Origin of the sequence: Shewanella sp. MSW, assembly GCF_007636515.1 — a bacterium.
GTDB lineage: Bacteria > Pseudomonadota > Gammaproteobacteria > Enterobacterales > Shewanellaceae > Shewanella > Shewanella indica.
The window spans coordinates 143,546-161,049 of record NZ_LVDR01000001.1; the positions used below are offsets into that span (position 1 = coordinate 143,546).

At 52.8% G+C, this 17,504-nt stretch carries 15 protein-coding genes; 6 read left to right on the top strand and 9 right to left on the bottom strand.

The features are described 5' to 3' along the window. Nucleotides 1-15: 15 nt before the first annotated feature. The 6 genes from AYI96_RS00595 to AYI96_RS00620 all read left to right on the top strand — a co-directional run bounded on the left by AYI96_RS00595 (nt 16) and on the right by AYI96_RS00620 (nt 5,819). Nucleotides 16-765, top strand: coding sequence for a hypothetical protein (locus AYI96_RS00595; protein WP_039032849.1), 750 nt, complete (start codon nt 16-18; stop codon nt 763-765). 209 nt (nt 766-974) lie between these two features. After that, entirely contained in the window at nt 975-3,092 is a 2,118-nt protein-coding gene (nrdD, locus tag AYI96_RS00600; RefSeq protein WP_039032850.1) for an anaerobic ribonucleoside-triphosphate reductase, read from the top strand. A gap of 100 nt (nt 3,093-3,192) precedes the next feature. Next, entirely contained in the window at nt 3,193-3,666 is a 474-nt protein-coding gene (nrdG, locus tag AYI96_RS00605; protein ID WP_144360858.1) for an anaerobic ribonucleoside-triphosphate reductase-activating protein, read from the top strand. Nucleotides 3,667-3,817: 151 nt separating this feature from the next. Then, a complete protein-coding gene (locus tag AYI96_RS00610) occupies nt 3,818-4,174 on the top strand; it encodes a YibL family ribosome-associated protein (RefSeq protein WP_039032852.1) in 357 nt (118 codons plus the stop codon). 168 nt (nt 4,175-4,342) lie between these two features. Further along, nucleotides 4,343-4,960, top strand: a complete 618-nt coding sequence (gene ribA / locus AYI96_RS00615) for a GTP cyclohydrolase II (protein ID WP_039032853.1) — start codon at nt 4,343-4,345, stop codon at nt 4,958-4,960. Between the two features lie 10 nt (nt 4,961-4,970). Beyond that, nucleotides 4,971-5,819, top strand: coding sequence for a hypothetical protein (locus AYI96_RS00620; RefSeq protein ID WP_039032854.1), 849 nt, complete (start codon nt 4,971-4,973; stop codon nt 5,817-5,819). A gap of 6 nt (nt 5,820-5,825) precedes the next feature. On the opposite strand, the gene AYI96_RS00625 is transcribed toward AYI96_RS00620, so the two are convergent. The 9 genes from AYI96_RS00625 to AYI96_RS00665 all read right to left on the bottom strand — a co-directional run bounded on the left by AYI96_RS00625 (nt 5,826) and on the right by AYI96_RS00665 (nt 17,199). Beyond that, a complete protein-coding gene (locus AYI96_RS00625) occupies nt 5,826-6,287 on the bottom strand; it encodes a hypothetical protein (RefSeq protein ID WP_143078358.1) in 462 nt (153 codons plus the stop codon). Between the two features lie 132 nt (nt 6,288-6,419). Further along, a complete protein-coding gene (locus AYI96_RS00630; RefSeq protein WP_039032856.1) occupies nt 6,420-6,770 on the bottom strand; it encodes a VF530 family DNA-binding protein in 351 nt (116 codons plus the stop codon). Between the two features lie 175 nt (nt 6,771-6,945). Beyond that, nucleotides 6,946-9,315, bottom strand: coding sequence for a S8 family serine peptidase (locus AYI96_RS00635; protein WP_071475911.1), 2,370 nt, complete (start codon nt 9,313-9,315; stop codon nt 6,946-6,948). A gap of 544 nt (nt 9,316-9,859) precedes the next feature. Next, on the bottom strand, nt 9,860-10,249 hold the full coding sequence (locus AYI96_RS00640; RefSeq protein ID WP_039032858.1) for a rhodanese-like domain-containing protein: 390 nt from the start codon (nt 10,247-10,249) through the stop codon (nt 9,860-9,862). A 3-nt stretch (nt 10,250-10,252) separates the two neighbouring features. Further along, nucleotides 10,253-10,468 carry a DUF2892 domain-containing protein gene (locus AYI96_RS00645; RefSeq protein WP_039032859.1) on the bottom strand — a complete coding sequence of 72 codons (216 nt, stop codon included), beginning with the start codon at nt 10,466-10,468 and terminating at the stop codon, nt 10,253-10,255. 1 nt (nt 10,469) lies between these two features. Further along, the gene (locus AYI96_RS00650; protein ID WP_144360786.1) at nt 10,470-13,715 is read right to left on the bottom strand and encodes an efflux RND transporter permease subunit; all 3,246 of its coding nucleotides are present in this window, start codon (nt 13,713-13,715) and stop codon (nt 10,470-10,472) included. Nucleotides 13,716-13,724: 9 nt separating this feature from the next. Further along, complete coding sequence (locus tag AYI96_RS00655; protein ID WP_144360787.1) at nt 13,725-14,750, bottom strand: efflux RND transporter periplasmic adaptor subunit; 1,026 nt, start codon at nt 14,748-14,750, stop codon at nt 13,725-13,727. A 225-nt stretch (nt 14,751-14,975) separates the two neighbouring features. Next, nucleotides 14,976-15,692, bottom strand: coding sequence for an SIMPL domain-containing protein (locus AYI96_RS00660; RefSeq protein ID WP_039032862.1), 717 nt, complete (start codon nt 15,690-15,692; stop codon nt 14,976-14,978). Between the two features lie 220 nt (nt 15,693-15,912). Then, a complete protein-coding gene (locus tag AYI96_RS00665) occupies nt 15,913-17,199 on the bottom strand; it encodes an OmpP1/FadL family transporter (RefSeq protein WP_039032863.1) in 1,287 nt (428 codons plus the stop codon). Nucleotides 17,200-17,504 lie beyond the last annotated feature (305 nt).

The window sequence follows — 17,504 nt, forward strand, 5'->3', positions numbered from 1 at the left end:
TGACGGAAAACTGACATGCAGCCAATCCATTCTTCTGTGGATCCCAGATTGTCCGGGGTCGATGCCTATGGCGTCAACAATCGTTTGACCAGCGGCAGCGGCCTCTCGGTTGTCGACACTGAAACTGTCAGTGACAACAAAAGCAAGGGCTCAACCTCGGCAAATATAGGGCAGGACAGCATATCTATCTCCAACGATGGCAAAAGAGCCGCACGGGTGCAGGAGTTGGCCAAGGAGTTTTTCGGCTCAGGCCAGTTCAGCAGTGCCGATTTGCCCAAGCTGTTGGCGCGCCTCGGCGAGGAAGGGCTGTTGTCTGAAAGTCAGATGGTCAAATTGCAGGGCAATGGCCTGATGGGAGTTGATACCAAGGATAACGTCAGCCTCAAGGAGTTTATTCAAGGCCAGATTGGTTTGCTCAGACAACAGGCCAGCCAAAGCCCTTTGCTCAATGCACTTGAGGGAGCGGACAGTCTTATGGGCAATATGGGGATGATGTATACCCCATCGAGCTCTTTGGCGGCCAACAAGGTGGCGGCTCAGTTGGATGCCGTGCTCAAGGGCGAAAACCAAACTGCCAAGAGCGCAGAGAGCGGCAATGGCAGCAGCAAGCTAGCGGCCAAGGTCGACTCCGCACTGCAAGAGCCGCAACTGTTATCCCGGCTCAGTGGTGTCAGCGCGCTGATGCGCACCGCTGCAGCCATGGGCAGCCAGCAGCAGGGCAGTGGGCAAATCAACAGTTATCTGGCCTTGGTAAAGAGGTACTGACTAGCGGCCGTTTGGAGCCCGGTCAAGGGAAAAATCTCCACAAGTTGTGCTCGTCGGCACTAATCCCATAGTGTTGTTCATCCTCTTCAATACCATGATCCAGATCATGGTATTGAAGAGCGATTTGTCGCTTAATCTCCACATATAGTGCTTGGTTAATAAAACACCACTATATATGGTGTTAAATAAACAACATGGAGATTAAAGAAATGCCGGTAGTGATTAAGCGGGACGGGTGCCGTACTCAGTTCGACGAAACAAGGATAAGGGATGCGGTGCTGGCGGCCTCTAGCCACTGCGGTATAGAAGATGCGGACTATGCGGCCACAGTTGCAGCTTTGGTCACCCAGGCGGTAACCGACAAGGCCGAGGTCAATATCCAGGAGTTGCAGGACAGGGTAGAAAATCTATTGATGGAAGGGCCGTACAAGCAAGTGGCCCGTAGCTACATAGAATATCGTCATGACAGAGATATCTGCCGTGAATCCAGCAGCCGCCTGAATCTGGAGATCCGCGGCCTGGTCGAGCAGAGTAACGCGACCTTGCTCAACGAAAATGCCAATAAAGATTCCAAGGTGATCCCCACCCAGAGGGATCTCCTGGCCGGTATTGTCGCCAAACATTATGCTAAACATCATATCCTGCCCAAGGATGTGGTTGCCGCCCATGAGGCCGGTGAGATCCACTATCACGATCTCGACTATTCACCTTTCTTCCCTATGTTCAACTGTATGCTGATCGATCTCGGTGGCATGTTGACCCAAGGGTTCAAGATGGGCAATGCCGAGATTGAAACGCCAAAATCCATCTCGACTGCCACTGCAGTTACCGCGCAGATCATCGCCCAGGTCGCCAGCCATATTTATGGCGGCACCACAATCAACCGCATAGATGAAGTGTTGGCCCCCTTTGTGGCCAAGAGCTACGACAAGCATTATCAAACGGCGCTCAAGTGGGGGATTACCGATGCCAAGGCGTTTGCCACAGAGCAGACCAAGAAAGAGTGTCACGACGCCTTCCAGTCGCTGGAATATGAGGTCAATACCCTGCATACCGCTAATGGTCAGACGCCTTTTGTTACCTTCGGTTTTGGTTTGGGTACCAGCTGGGAGTCACGGCTGATCCAAGAGTCTATTTTGCGGATCCGTATGGAAGGCCTTGGCAAGAACCGTAAAACAGCGGTTTTCCCCAAGTTGGTGTTTGCCATTCGTGATGGTATTAACCACAAGGCCGGCGACTGCAACTACGATATCAAGCAGTTGGCGCTCGAATGTGCCAGCATCCGCATGTATCCGGATATTCTTAACTATGAGCAGGTGGTCAAGGTTACTGGCTCATTCAAGACTCCTATGGGTTGCCGCAGTTTCCTTGGCACCTATGAGGAAAACGGCGAGCTGCTGCATGAAGGTCGCAACAACTTAGGCGTCGTCAGCCTGAACCTGCCGAGGGTGGCGTTGGAGGCCAAGGGCGATGAAGCCGAGTTTTATCGCATTTTGGATCAAAGGCTGGAGATGGCCCGCAAGGCATTGGATACCCGCATCGAACGCCTGGCCAACGTCAAGGCCAGAGTGGCGCCCATTCTCTATATGGAAGGGGCTTGCGGCGTGCGCCTGCGCGGTGATGACAACATTGCCGAAATCTTCAAAAATGGCCGAGCTTCCATCTCTCTGGGCTACATTGGCCTGCATGAGACAATCAATGCGCTTTATGGCACAGACACTCATGTGTTTGACGATGAAGCATTGAGGCAGAAAGCGGTTGCCATAGTGGCTCACCTCAAGGCGGCCACTGTGCGTTGGAAAGAGGAAACCGGTTATGGTTTCAGCCTCTACAGCACACCGAGTGAGAGCCTGTGCAGCCGATTTGCCAAGCTGGATGTCAAGCGTTTTGGCCTGGTTGATGGTGTCACCGATAAGGGCTATTACACCAATAGTTTCCACCTGGATGTAGAGAAGAAGGTGAACCCTTACGACAAACTCGATTTTGAACAGCCGTATCCTGAGCTCGCCAATGGGGGGTTCATCTGCTATGGCGAATACCCGAATATGCAGCACAACCTGGAAGCGCTTGAGAATGTCTGGGATTACAGCTATAGCCGGGTGCCTTACTATGGAACCAACACACCGATAGATGAGTGTTACGACTGTGGCTTTACTGGTGAGTTTATCTGTACCAGCAAGGGCTTTACCTGCCCCAAATGCGGTAATCATGAGCCCAGTCGGGTGTCTGTGACCCGCAGGGTTTGTGGGTATCTTGGCAGCCCGGATGCCAGACCCTTTAACCACGGTAAGCAGGAAGAGGTCAAGCGTCGGGTTAAGCACCTCTAACGAAAGGAAGATGTAAAACAGTACTCTGTGTACTTACGCTTGCATTTTTGCCCCTTTCCCTAAATAAAGGCGCCCCAAGGGGCGCCTTGTGGATATAGCTATGAACTATCATCAGTATTACCCCGTGGATGTGGTCAATGGACCGGGCACCCGGGTAACCCTGTTTGTCTCCGGTTGTGAACATCAGTGCCGGGGTTGTTATAACCAGTCAACCTGGGATCCCCGCTCCGGGCATCCTTTTGACCAGGCGATGTCTGACAGGATTATTGCCGATCTCAATGACAGCCGGATCCCGAGAAGGGGCCTGTCACTCTCCGGCGGTGACCCACTGTATCCGGGCAATCTTGACGCCATCAAGGCCTTGCTGTTGCGGGTGCGCGACGAATGCCCGGGAAAGGATGTCTGGCTCTGGACTGGTTATCGTCTCGATGAGCTCAGTCCTGCGCAGCGGGAATTGCTCGGGCTTATTCATGTGTTGGTGGATGGTAAATTTGTGCAGGAGCAAGCGGACCCCTCATTGAAGTTTCGCGGTTCGGCCAATCAGGTGATACACCTGCTCAAAGCCCCTCAATAAGTACAAAAGTGAAAACTGGTTAACACAATTGCTTTTCCCTGCTAAAAAACCCCGTCACCTGAGCTTGAGTTGCTGTTATACTTCTGTCCGGCACATTTACGGCAACCAGGCCGTCCATTCTCAGGGTGCCGGGATTTTGTAAGGTAACAGAATGAATTTGAAGCAGGAGCTGCAACAGCTCAACGATAAGCTGGATCAGTATCGCCGTAAATTGGCCGCCGCAGAGCAACGTGGCGATGGTCCTATCATTGCCCAGTTTCAGCGGGAAATCGCCGCCGTCAGTAAGCGGATTGCAGCCATCAAGGGGCAGCAGAGTCGTCAGCTTGGCAAACAGGGGCAGTCTATTCGCGATCTGCCGTTTAGCCGTGCACTCACCAAGGCCGAACAGGCCGATATGGGCAAGCTCAAAAAGTCGGTTCGGGGGTTGGTCGTTGTGCATCCCATGACAGCGCTGGGCAGAGAAATGGGCATTACTGCCGTTACCGGGTTTGCACCCAAGGCATTTTAACTGCCGCCGTGACAGCAAATAATAACCAATGAATTCACTTGGGTATTTCGGTCGGTGGTAAAAACGCATAAAATGACCGGCCTGAGTACTGAGCGCGCTTCACTATTATCTTGATTTTGAAGGATGTTAACCGTCTCAGGGAATGAGAGCAGTCGTTAAGGTTAATTCATGTCTATTAAATTTATCGCCACCGCCAAATTGCCAACCCCTTGGGGGGTGTTTGCCATGCATGGTTTCGAGGATACCGAAACCGGTAAAGAGCATGTGGCGCTGACTTTTGGTGAGCTCCAAGCCGATAAACCCATGCTGGGACGGATCCATTCGGAATGTCTCACCGGAGATGCCCTGTTCAGCCTGCGCTGTGACTGCGGCTTTCAACTGCAGACCGCGATGCAAAATGTCGCTGAAGCCGGTCAGGGCTTTATTCTCTACCTACGTCAGGAAGGTCGTGGCATTGGGCTGTTGAACAAAATTCGAGCCTACGAGTTGCAGGACGATGGCGCCAATACAGTGGAAGCCAACGAGCGCCTGGGCTTTCCGGCCGATATGCGCAAGTACGATATGATTGCGCCCATGCTGGAAAAAATCGGTGTTCACAAGGTTAGGTTGATGACCAATAATCCGCGCAAGGTGCAGGCGATGAAAGATATCGGCATTGAAGTCGTCGAGCGGGTACCGCTGCAGGTTGGCAAAAACCGTTACAACGAAGCCTACCTCAAGACCAAGTCTACTGAGCTTGGCCATATGATGTCTGAGTATCATTTCACCGAAGGTCATCAGGACTGAGTCGGCAAAGATGAAGTCACCGGGGAAAGCATCAACCCAAGTTGGTTTATTGAGTGTGTCTTCCCTGGGGCTTTTGCTGCTTGCAGCGCCAATCTATGCTCAAGAGTCTCCCGGCCACGCTCGGCCACCGGACAACTCCCATTATGCCTTTGGCAGCTATCTTGGCAGTGGGGTCTATCGCGCATCCGAGCAGGATGCCACAGTCATCAGCTTACCGCTGGACTTTACGTTGGAGCAGAGTGAGGACTCGGAGTTCTTATTGCGCCTGCCTATCTCTGTAGGCTTTTTCAACTACAGCCTTGAAGATGCCGGTGAATTTGAACTGCCATCCAGTGTTGGTACCTTGACCGTGACCCCCGGCTTTGAAAAGCGTTGGCGTCTGGATGAAAACTGGCGCATGGAGGCCTATGGCGATCTCGGTTTTGGCAGTAATTTCGACCAAGGCGGTAATGTCGCCATCATGGCTGCCGGCATCAGTGGCTTACGTCATTTTGAACTGTGGCAGGCAGATTCTTTGTGGGTGACCCGGTTGAAATTTGCCGCCTACAGTGAACGGGCGTTCAGCATTAGCCAGAGCTTTTCCGTATTGCAAACCGGGGTAGATATCGGCTTGCCTTATCACTGGTCCTGGCAGGGGTTACAGATGCAGCCCAGGGTGTTCGCTTTGGGTTATTGGTATTTTGACCAGTTACAGTTTGCCGGCGACCTCAATCAGGACACCTTGGTGTCCGGCAGTATTGAGCTGGGCGCCACCCTGGCCCTTGCCAAGCCCGTACTTGGCATAGACAGATTGGGGCTCAGTTACCGCAGTGGTGATGGGCTGGAGATCTGGCGCCTGCTGTTCAGCATGCCTATCTGAGCGGCATCAGCCCTCAGTGGCAGCATTCTTGTCCTGGTGGGTTTTCTCTTTGATTAAGGCGACCAGTTGACCACTGACGGCGGCTATCTGATCCTGCAGCAGTTTACGCTTTATCTCGGCGGCCTCTGAGTCATCACCATTCAACTGCTGCAACTCCTGCTGCAACTCTTTGAGCTTGTTCTGCAGTTCCTTAATCTTCTTGTCAATTTCAGACATACCCGAGGTATCTTCCTCGGCGGCTTCCTGCGCTTCTGAGGTTTGCGCCGAATTATTTCTGTGCAACTGACCGCCCACATCATCCGCCAGTGCTTTGTGACCGGCAGAAGAGATATTCACTTTATCTTGGCTGTCGGGACTTGTGGCAGCGCTTTCCTTAGCTGTGTCCTTGGCGACCACAGTGACTTCACTCAGGCTTCGGGGACCTGTTCCTTGAGTGGCGAGTTGACCTAAGCCTGCAATGTTCATCATTAACCTCCCTGGCGGCATCTATTCGTGCTGATAGTCGATAACTGCTTATCGGCTGCATTGAGAGAGACTTTAGCAATTTTGAGGCAAAATTGTTTAAAAATATAGCGGGTTGCGTGCTGTATCTGGGCCTGGTTAGTCGGTTTTTTTGCCCCAGATATGGGCATTGGTCTGAGGTTTGTCGGCACAGATTTGTTTGGCCGGCTTTTCCCGTGTTGCCGGGGTTGAACTGTCCAGCAGGTGAGGCGGAATGGGCAAGCCCTTGCTGGTCAGATAGAGGCGTTCCAGTTTTTCCCTGGCCCATTGGGTCTTTCGCAAAAAAGTCAGGCTCGATTTAATGCTGGGATCATGGCTGAAGCAGCGCACTTTTATCCTTTGTGCCAGGCCATCAAAACCGTAATGCTCCACCATTTCTGTGAGTATCGCCTTGAGGGTCAAGCCGTGCAGGGGATCTTTGTTGGTTTGAGGGGAGTTGGGAGCTGTCATCAATGGGCCTTGGTAGCTGGTGTTATAAAAGCGGCGCCAGTATAACCGAGAAGCTTTTCAAATGCCTTGCAAAAAGGTTGAAAAAGTTGCGTCAAACTGTCCGGCAGCTCTTCAGCCAAGGGGAAACCATAGAGAGAGAGGAAAAAGGGGCCGTAGCGACCCCTTGAAAGAGAGATTACTTAAAGTGCAGTGACCAGCTGTCGATGTAGCCTAGGTCACGGCGACCCGAGTCGACGGCCTTGAGCAACCAGGTACCACTGGACTCGACACCTGTCATATCGACCGAATAGCTCTGGTTGATATTGTCTGTGCCTTTGCCTGTGTTGTCGTGCAGCACGGCAATCCGGCCATTGGGGCTGTGCAGTTCAATCTGCAGATCACCAATGTAAGGATGCACTATGCTGACATCCACAGTGACTACGCCCGAATCACCGCTGCGGCTGACACTGATGGGGCTGGTAATGCCAGTGCTGTTGTTGTCGGGAATATCGATATTGTCACCATTGGTGTAACTCGCTGCGCCACCTGGATTTGTGCTGCTTGAGCCTGTGTAGCTAGTCACCAGGCTGGCACCGCCGAAGCTGCTGTAACCGCGAACCATCACATAGTAAGTACCGGCTTGAGGACTGTTGACCGAACAGCTTTCAGTGTTGCCGCTTTTCCAGGGGCGACAATCGAAGCTGCTGGTGGTTGGAGCCGCGCCGTACTGCATGTAAAGGTCGGCATCACCAGTGCCGCCACTCAGGTTGAAGCTGAGATTGGAGGCGCCGGCAGGCACATCGAGGAAGAAGTGCAGTTCATCGTCTTTGGCACCGCTTAGGTTATTGACTGCCACACCGTTTTCCAACTGACCATCGCTTGGTGTGCCGGGATCGCTCGGGCCATTACAGGAGGCATCCAGGTATTCCTTGGCGGCCACGGCATTGACCAGACCATAGCCGGTGCGATCGTCACGGCCGGGCACATCCAGATCTTCGGCGGTAGCTTTCAGTGCCTGACGCACCTGGGCGGCGCTACACTCAGTGTGATAGCTCCATACCAGAGTCGCGACGCCGGATACGTGTGGCGTCGCCATGGAAGTACCGTTGTAGTACTCATAATCTTCGCCAATGGTGTTGGATACGCTGGCCTGCTGACCGATTTGGTTACGCAGCGCCAGACCGGTTTCACGGTCTACCGACACAGATGCCTTGGTCAATTCAGTGTTTGAGTCCACCAAGAAGGGGTTTTGCAGTCCGGGCAGAGTGCTGTTGGAGTAGACAATAGTCGCTGCCGCACCGGCGTTGTTACAGGCGCGAACCGCATTGATCTCGGGATAACCGGCACCTTGGTTTTCCAGACGCTGCACCAAACAGACTTTGCCCGTCATGTTGCCGCAGTTGTAGTTGCTGCCGCTGGTGTCACACTCGGCCAGTTCGCCGCCGGCACTGGCGCTGATGGGCGAGGGCACATAGTTGCTGCCCGATGGTACAAGGCGGTTGTGAGGCACCACGCCTTCGGCAAACAGCGACTGACCGGCAATGACAATATCAGCCAGACGTCCTTCGCCGCGAGTCACGGTTGAGAGGATAGCTTCACCCGGGCCGGAGATTTCGACCTGATTGGTATACTGTGAAAAGGCCGAATGGTCTTTGTTGCTGTCGACCGAGGCCACAGACATTACCGCATCATAGGAAGCCGGGTAGCTGTGGGTATTGTTGCCGGCATTACCGGCTGCAGCAATCAAGAGCACGCCGTTGTTAAAGTGGTTGGTCATGGCATTGCGCTCAGTGGTGCTGGATCTTGGGCCACCCAGGCTCATGGTGACCACATTGGCGCCATTGTCGACACAGGTATCCACGGCAGATACCAATGAAGAGGAGTAACCCCAACCTGACTCGTTGAATACCTTGATCACATGGATATTGGCGTTCTGATTCGGCATCACCCCAACCACGCCTTCATTATTGGCGATGGCGGCTATGGTGCCGGCAACGTGGGTTCCGTGGGCATTGTTATTGCCCGGCTCGAACCAGTTTCCGGTGCCCGAGTTGTTGGTACCTGTGACATTGTTGCCACTGAGATCCTGGTGGGCACGATCATAGCCGGAGTCTATGATACATATGGTGCGATTACCGCTGAGGTTATCGGCCAACTGAGTCGAGCCGACATAGGTTTGCCCCCAGGGCGTGGTTTCACTCAACAAGCGGCGGGGCATATCTTCTTCGACATACTCCACATCGGTGCGGGCACGTAGCGCCTTGAGTCCGGGGTTATCCAACTTGACGCTGTAGCTGTGGCTGCGACCAATGCGCTTCATTTCGCGCGCCTTAACGCCGTTAAGCGCTCTGTGCTGGCCGAATACCTGATTCAGTTCGCTTTGACCATTCAGGGTTTGCAGGCCGTTGTTGTCCTTGAACTTAACGATATAGCGTTTGGGCAGGGGCGACTGCTGTGACAGATCATTGGCTTGAGGCTGGAAAGGTGCACCATGAACACCGGCAGAAACTGCCAGGGCCAGCATGGACAGACTCAGGACCAGCTGTTTATTTGTTATTTTTTTCATACTTGTCTTCCGTGTAACAGATCTTGGTTTATTGTCCTCGGGCACTTCAGCGTTCACTTAAATGACCCTTTTGCAATCTACCGTCACGGAAAAATCATGTAAAACAAATGTTAGCGGTATGGTGTTCTGATTTCGTTTTGCTGTATTTCATTTTTTGTGAATAAAAATTCAATCAAGCGTTTAGTGTTACCAAATGTATCATTGTCTGATGCATGAAATTTTGCCGGTTTTGAATAAGGTTGGATGCGAGGTTGGATAGGGTTGTAAGCTGTGAGGTATGTGTAGTTTATTGATTTGTATGTTTAATTGTGCCAGATATTCCAATTTATCATAAGAAATTACTTTTAAGAATAATGTTTGCGAAAAGGATACTTTAGTATGAGGTAAAGGCGGTTTTTTGACTGGAGGTGCATTTTTTGACGCTTGTCCGTCATCTTTGGTTTCTGGCTTTTGTTAATTTTTTGTGTTGACTGTTTTGTAAAAAGGCCCACTTGAGTGGGCCTGGTTGCATGAGTGGCGCAGTAGTTAATGGCTATCTGGTCAGCTAGTTGCCGGCGCTGGCCTTGAGGCTATCATAGCCGCCACCATTGTAGACTTCCTGATAACCGGCTTTTTCCAGTGATTCTTTGGCAATGCCTGAGCGGCGACCGCTACGGCAGTAGACAACCACAGGGGTGTCTTTGGCAATGCCCTGTTTGGCAAAAGCTTCGGCTATCTGCTCAAAGGGGATATTAACCGCCTCTGGCAGATGTCCCTCTGCATATTCCTCCGGGGTTCTGACATCCACCAGCATGGCGCCTTGGGCGACCTTGGTCAGCGCCACCTCGGGAACCATCTGCTCAGCGCGAACACTGAGGCTCAGCAGTACAGCAAACAGCAGAGTTGTCAGCCACAGGAAATGGCGTTGGGTACGGGTTATTATCTTCACTTGCATTCCTTAATCAGTGGCCTTGGCCTGTTCAGCCTCTGTTTTCATACCGAATTTACGCATCAGCATGCTGGCAGGACAAAAGCCGGTAAAAGCACTTTGGAATAGGTTAGCGCCAACAAACAGAGTTAGCCATACAAAATTGTGATGGACAGTGGCGGTTAACAGTAATGACAACATCACCATAAATCCGGCAAAGGCCATAGTGGCACGTTCTACAGACATTTTAAGCTCCTTTGGCCACCTGGGCCTGGTTGATCACTGAGTCGATGCGCTTGCGCATCAGGGCATAGTAAAGTACCGGGATCACCACCAATGTCAGCAGGGTGGAGATCAGGATCCCGAAGATAAGACTGATGGCCAGACCGTTGAAGATAGGGTCATCCAGAATAAACATGGCGCCTATCATGGCCGCCAGGGCGGTGAGCATAATAGGTTTGGCCCGCACGGCGCCCGAGTGAATGACCGCCTGTTCAAATGGCACTCCGGCAGCGGTTTCCTGGTTGATAAAGTCCACCAGGAGTATGGAGTTACGCACTATGATCCCCGCCAGCGCTATCATGCCTATCATGGAGGTGGCGGTGAACTGGGCGCCGAACAAGGCGTGTCCCGGCATGACCCCGATAATGGTCAAGGGGATAGGCGCCATAATGATCAGCGGTACCAGATAGGAACGGAAGTGGGCCACTACCAGGAGATAGATGGCAATCATACCGACCCCATAGGCCAGGCCCATATCACGGAAGGTTTCATAGGTGATCTTCCACTCGCCATCCCAGAGTACGCTGATGGCATCCAGACCATCGGGTTGGCTGAAATAATGCTGGTTGAAGCCAAGGCCACCTTCTGAGTCGATATCCGCCGCCATTTCAAACATGCCGTACAGTGGGCTGTCGAGCGGCCCGGCCATGTCGGCAATCACCATGATCATCGGGATCATGTTTTTGTGAATGATGGGCGCGTCTATCTGCCCCTTGCGGATTGTCACCAATTCGGCCACGGGCACAGTGCCGCCATGGAGGCTGTCGAGGCGCAGGTTGAGTACTGAAGTCAAATCCAGTTTGTTGGCCTCCGGCAGTTCCAGGCGAATGGGCACCGGGCGTTTCTGCATCGGCTTATGCAGCACATTGATATCCTTGCCGCCGACAGCGGTGGCCACCAGATCCACTATGTTGGCGTAGGGTACGCCCAGCAGACTGGCCTTGCTGCGGTCGATAAGTACCTGCCATTTCTGCTGTGCCGCAGGCAGGAAGATATCGATATCCACCACATCTTCGGTCGCCTGGAACAGGGACTGCAGCTCGCTGGCCGCCTGCTGGCGAATATCCTGGCTGGGGCCATAGACCTCGGCCACAATCGGCGACCACACAGGTGGGCCGGGGGGCACTTCCACCACTTTGACATTGGCGTTGAAGCCCCGGGCGATTTGCTGCAGCGGGCCGCGCACCGCCAGGGCTATGCTGTGGCTGTCTCTGTCCCTGTGCTGTTTGTCACTGAGATTGACCTGAATATCGCCAAGCTCCTGACTGTTGCGGACAAAGTAATGCCTGACCAGGCCGTTGAAGTTGATCGGGGCATGGGTGCCGGCATAGAGCTGCAGATGCTGCACTTCGGGTACAGTCACCAGATAATCGGACAAGGCCTTGAGGACTTTTTCCGTCTGCTCTACCGGCGTGCCTTCCGGCATATCCACCATCACCTGGAATTCGCTCTTGTTGTCGAAGGGCAACATCTTGAGCACCACCAACTGGCCAACGGGCAGGGCAACGGCCATGCCTATCAGCACAAACACGCCGGCCGCCATGCCTACTCGGGCCTTGCGGCTCTCGAGGAATGGCTTGATAAGCCGGGTAAACAGCTTGAGCATTACAGGGCTGGCGTTGTCGCTATGCCCCTCGCCACCCTTGTGTCTGAGCAGTTTGTGACTGAGCCAGGGAGTGACCACAAAGGCCACCGCCAGGGAGATCAACATGCCCATGCTGGCGTTGATGGGAATAGGGCTCATATAGGGGCCCATCAGCCCCGAGACAAAGGCCATCGGCAGCAATGCCGCAATAACGGTAAAGGTCGCCAGAATGGTGGGGCCACCCACTTCATCCACGGCAGCGGGAATGAGTTCACTCAGGCTGCGTTTGCCCATGGCCATATGGCGGTGGATGTTTTCCACCACGACTATGGCATCGTCCACCAAAATACCTATGGAGAAGATCAGTGCAAACAGGGATACCCGGTTGAGGGTAAAGCCCCAGGCCCAGGAGGCGAAAAGGGTAATCGCCAGGGTAATGACAATCGCCACACCCACCACCAGTGCCTCGCGCATTCCCATGGTGAACACCACCAGGATAACCACAGCGGCGGTTGCAAAGATCAACTTGAAGATCAGAGTGTTGGACTTGTCAGCCGCCGTCACGCCATAGTTGCGCGACACGGTGACATTGACATTGTCCGGAATAAGCAGGTTACGGCTCTTTTCCACCTTGGCAAGGATAGCATCGGCCACATCCACGGCGTTTTCACCCGGTTGTTTGCCTATGGCTATGGTCACTGCCGGAAAGACGCCTTTAGCTTCTGCTTCGGCGCTGTGACCGTTCTGATGCCAGGCGCCATAGAGGGGCACGTCGGCCTTGAGGCTGATATCGGCAATATCACTGAGGAAGACAGGGGCGGCCTTGCCTTGGCTGTCATTGTGCACCGCGACCACCAGTTGCTGCACATCCTCCAGCGAACGCAGGAACTGGCCGGTCTGCACCTTGATCTCCTGGTTATCCTGCACCAGAGACACAGGCATGGAGACCGCATTGTTGGCGCCCAGCGCCCGGTTGATAGCATCGAAGCTGACACCATAAAAACTCATTTGGGCCGGACTGATGCGCACATTGAGCACCAACTCATGGGACCCCATGGACTCGACATCTCGGGTGCCGGGAATGCGTTTGAGTTCGGTTTCGAGCCCATGGGCCACATGAGTCAGTTGCTGAGCAGAGACTCCGGGATCCTCTGACCAGAGAGTCAGGCTGACAATGGGCACATCGTCTATGCCCATGGGTTTTATCAAGGGATCGCCCACACCCGCGGCTCTGGGCAGCTTGTCCAGGTTGGAATAGATTTGATTGTAGAGTTTGACTATCGCCTCGTTGCGGGGCACACCCACCTCAAAGATGACGATGATCATCGCGCCATCGGGCTGCGAGAAGGAGTAGAGGGTATCTATGCCTTTTATCTGCGAGATCACCTCTTCTGCCGGCAGGGTCACCAGCTGCTCGACTTCGGTCGGTGTGGCGCCGGGGAAGGGGATAAACACATCGGCAAAGGTCACATCTATCTGAGGCTCTTCCTCCTTGGGAGTGACCATAATGGCAAACATCCCCAGCAACAAGCCCAGCAGGGCCAGGAGCGGCGTAATGGCACTGAGCTGGAAACTGGCGGCAATGCGGCCGGAGATGCCGGTGTTATTTTCGCTGTGATTAGCCATGAGTTCCCCTTACTTGGCCTGGCGCTGCTCGAGCAGCAACCGATAGGCGTTGGCGGCGACTATGTCTCCGGCTTCGAGTCCTGCCAGTATGGTCACGCTATCGTCACGCACATCACCCAGGCGTACCTGTTGCAGGACAAAGTTATCGCCGCGCTTGAGGTAGACGGCCGACAGCTCATTGACGCTGTAAAGCGCTTCTTTGGGCAGCACTATCTCCTGGCGTTTGTCTATGGCAAAGCGCACCTTAACGAAACTGCCGGGCAGCAGATCGCCTGTGTTGGCCGGCAGTGGCAGTCTCACCTGAAAGGCGCGGCTCTGCTCATCACTGAAACCAAAGACCTTGGGGGTGGTAACGTCAAAACTGCGGCCATCGGCTAGGATAACCGTCATCTTGTCTGTGGCTTTAGCGGCCTGAAGAAAACGCTGCGGCAGCTGCATCACCACCCGCATCTCATCGTCGGCAAAACCGGACAGGAGCGGCTGACCGGGAGCGACTGTCTCTCCCTCTTCCACATGCCTGGCCGTGACTATGCCAGCATATGGTGCGCTGACGACTGTGTATTTCAGTGATTCTTTTGCCTGAATGATCCTCGCCTTGGCCGCGCTGGCCGCTTGGGAGGCTGACTTGGCATTGGCTATGGCCTGATCCATTTGGCCGCGGGAAATCGCGCCCTTGGGAAACAGTTCCTGATAGCGCTTGAGCGTCAGCTGCGCTTCGGTATCCAAGGCTCTGGCTCTGGCGTATTCCGCCTCGGCCGCCGCCAGGGACGCGCCTTGTTCTTCACTGGTGATCTCAAGCAGCGCCGCCCCGGCGGGGACTCGGTCGTTGACATCAAAGTAAAGCTTTAGGATCCGTCCCGAGGTTTGGGCCGACACGGTTGCGGCCTTGACCGCCTCGAGCCTGCCATCCAGGGTCAGCAATTGGGAGTGCTCTGTCTGACGGACAGTCACAGTGGCCGGTTCGGCTGCCTTAACGGGTTGAATAAGCAGCAGTGCGGGCAGTAACAGGGTCAATATTGGCGTTGTTCTGGGCATGAAACTGTTCTCAAAAAAGCATCTATGAGAAAATTCTAATGAATAAGGTGGTCGCCTGCAACTATTATTAGAAAAATATGATTAAATAAGGCGTGGCTTGAGTAACTGACTAGACCTTGAATACCCAGGCCAGAATATACACAGCCAGAATACAGATACGAAAACAGGCGGCCTTGGCCACCTGTTTATATTGAAAAATCCGTTTCAGGTTTGCGCTTCAAAAGTTCAGTCGTTGAGATAGTAGGTGAGGGTAGAGACGATTCGCACCTTCTTGATGTAAGGCGTATTACTGTCGCGATCGGAAATGGTGAAGGTGCCCTGACTGGCTTGTTTGATCTTCCCAAGTACCGAGTCTGAATCTTTGGCAAACTTCTCGGCCACTTCACGGGCATTTTGGGTAGCCTCCTGCACCATGGACGGCTTGATACTGTTGAGTTCGGTAAACAGGAATTCGATGCGACTGTCATAGTCCTGACTGGCGATGGCAATGCCTTCTTTGGCCAGGGCCAGCAGCTTGTTACGGCTCTCAAGCAGCAGATCCACCTGGTGAGTATAAAGCGACACTGTCACCCGGGCTGCGTAGCGATACTTAACATTGGGATCGACATAACCCTGGGCTTGCCTGTCTTCTATGGAAGGCAGAGAGACAGAGATTTCATCCTTGTTGAAACCTTGCTGTTCAAGAAAGGCCGTCACTTTATCTGTTTTTTGTTGCACCGTCTGATACAAGGTGTTGAGATCGTTATCCACCTCATTGAAGCGAATCGGCCAGATGGCGACGTTGGCCTTGACCTCGCGTTCAGCCAGACCTTTGACCGCCACGGTTCGCTCCATACCTTTCATTGCCAGCAGGCTGTTTCCAATACTGGTGCCAAGCAGCAGTAAACCGGCGCAAATAAAACCCCCAAGCAACAGGGCCGCCAGAGAATAATTTTTACTCATTTCGAAATCCTTTTGTGACATAGGAGAGGTACGAAGTACGCCTTATATCCGGCCCTGTAAGCCAGCCGAAGCAGCGCAGTTTACACCTTCCATAAGATAACCAAGCCTTGGCGAGAATGCATCTGTAAGCTTGAATGCTGCCTGAACAACTTGCTGTTAATCAACAAAAAAGCCGCCCAGAAGGGCGGCCTTGTCAGCTTAAACTCGTTGGAGCCTTGGCTCAGAATTGATAGCTGTACTGCACTGAGTAGTACATGGCTTCTGATTTGGTAATGGCGTTAACCGGGCCAACTACTGCACTGTTTTCTACCAGTTCCACTTCTTCACCTTTAACAAAGGCCATACCGAAGTCGATGGTTTGATGCTGGTTGATGTGGTAGCTCAAGCCTGCAGTGAACCATTGACGGTCAGAGTCTGGAATGGAGATAGAGCTGATTTCATCAACAACACCATTGTCGAACATGTAACCGGCACGCACGGTGAACTGCTCATTGATGTCGTAAGTTCCGCCTACACTCATCAGCCAGGAGTTTTTCCACTGATACTGCTTCAGAGGAGCATTGACATTATTGGCAATCACAGTACCTGTACCATAAATGCTGCTGACACCATCTTTGGCAGTAATTTGATCAAAGTTACCCCAGCGGGTGTATTGAGCCGTGTAATGAACCGCAAAGTTTTCGGTTAACTGGTGGAAACCGGCCAACTGGAATATGTCAGCCAAAGGCACTTCCAGCTCATCAAACAGGGTTGAAGCAAAACTGTTTGTTTGGCCTGGTAAAGGTGTCAGTGTCGCAATATGACCACTCACATCGACATTGGGGCTGTAACGGTAGCTCAGGCCAAAACGGTTGTTCTCATTTAGCTCAAGTGTGGCACCAACAATACCGCCAATGCCCCAACCATCGGCATCCACATCGACCAAAGGCATTTGATTGTAATAGCGATCAAGGTTGCCTTCGCCATAAACCAAATCCAGTCCGACGCCCAAACTCAACATATCATTGATGCGGTAGGAAACACTGGTGTTGAAGTTGATGGTGGTTACTTCGGTATTACCTATCAGATCATAAGGAGCCGCAACTGTTTTGCTATTGACCAATGATGCGCTGTCTGTGCCGGTACCGAAGTTGGAAAAGGCCGCAAAACCGACAGCCCATTTATCGTTCAAAGGCTGGATGTAATAGATGTTGGGGATCCATTTGACGCTGCCTGCATCATCAATCCCACCCAGATCCACCTGGCCGCCCATGAAGTTAACGTCTTTGATATCTACCTGGACGTCAACAGTGGTGACACCAACCGAGATAGCGGCTTTGTCAAACAGTGCCATGGCGGCCGGGTTACGGGATAACACGGATGCGTTGTCTGCAATTACGGCGTCACCGGCAAAGGCACGGCCGATACCTGTGGCTGATTGGCTGTTGAGCTGGAAACCGGCTGCCAGGGTCTGGCCACTGATCAGCGCGACAGAAACTGCGATAAGAGTCTTGTTGAAATACTTCATTATTATCTTCTCTTTTATGTTTGCAGGTTGGCTGTCAGTCTTTAATACCCCACAGGCACCCGCTTATTAGTCCAGTGCATCTTATGGATGCTCCAGTGTGTCAACAACTCCGACCAGATGTGAAAAATTGTAATATTTTGGTTAATTTCTGCAAATGTGCTGCGAACGTGTCACGAACTGAAAAGTAGGTAGTTGACAGGAAAAGCAGTGATAACTGTGTTTTCAGCGATTGAAAACAACCATTGACAGTGTTGCCAAGCTGTAAAAGTTAGAGACACAATAAATTACAAACTGCGAACGCGTTT

Coding starts and splice junctions, on each gene's coding strand:
- AYI96_RS00595 (WP_039032849.1), top strand. CDS start 16: ATGCAGCCAATCCATTCTTCTGTGGATCCCAGATTGTCCGGGGTCGAT.
- nrdD (WP_039032850.1), top strand. CDS start 975: ATGCCGGTAGTGATTAAGCGGGACGGGTGCCGTACTCAGTTCGACGAA.
- nrdG (WP_144360858.1), top strand. CDS start 3,193: ATGAACTATCATCAGTATTACCCCGTGGATGTGGTCAATGGACCGGGC.
- AYI96_RS00610 (WP_039032852.1), top strand. CDS start 3,818: ATGAATTTGAAGCAGGAGCTGCAACAGCTCAACGATAAGCTGGATCAG.
- ribA (WP_039032853.1), top strand. CDS start 4,343: ATGTCTATTAAATTTATCGCCACCGCCAAATTGCCAACCCCTTGGGGG.
- AYI96_RS00620 (WP_039032854.1), top strand. CDS start 4,971: ATGAAGTCACCGGGGAAAGCATCAACCCAAGTTGGTTTATTGAGTGTG.
- AYI96_RS00625 (WP_143078358.1), bottom strand. CDS start 6,287: ATGATGAACATTGCAGGCTTAGGTCAACTCGCCACTCAAGGAACAGGT.
- AYI96_RS00630 (WP_039032856.1), bottom strand. CDS start 6,770: ATGACAGCTCCCAACTCCCCTCAAACCAACAAAGATCCCCTGCACGGC.
- AYI96_RS00635 (WP_071475911.1), bottom strand. CDS start 9,315: ATGAAAAAAATAACAAATAAACAGCTGGTCCTGAGTCTGTCCATGCTG.
- AYI96_RS00640 (WP_039032858.1), bottom strand. CDS start 10,249: ATGCAAGTGAAGATAATAACCCGTACCCAACGCCATTTCCTGTGGCTG.
- AYI96_RS00645 (WP_039032859.1), bottom strand. CDS start 10,468: ATGTCTGTAGAACGTGCCACTATGGCCTTTGCCGGATTTATGGTGATG.
- AYI96_RS00650 (WP_144360786.1), bottom strand. CDS start 13,715: ATGGCTAATCACAGCGAAAATAACACCGGCATCTCCGGCCGCATTGCC.
- AYI96_RS00655 (WP_144360787.1), bottom strand. CDS start 14,750: ATGCCCAGAACAACGCCAATATTGACCCTGTTACTGCCCGCACTGCTG.
- AYI96_RS00660 (WP_039032862.1), bottom strand. CDS start 15,692: ATGAGTAAAAATTATTCTCTGGCGGCCCTGTTGCTTGGGGGTTTTATT.
- AYI96_RS00665 (WP_039032863.1), bottom strand. CDS start 17,199: ATGAAGTATTTCAACAAGACTCTTATCGCAGTTTCTGTCGCGCTGATC.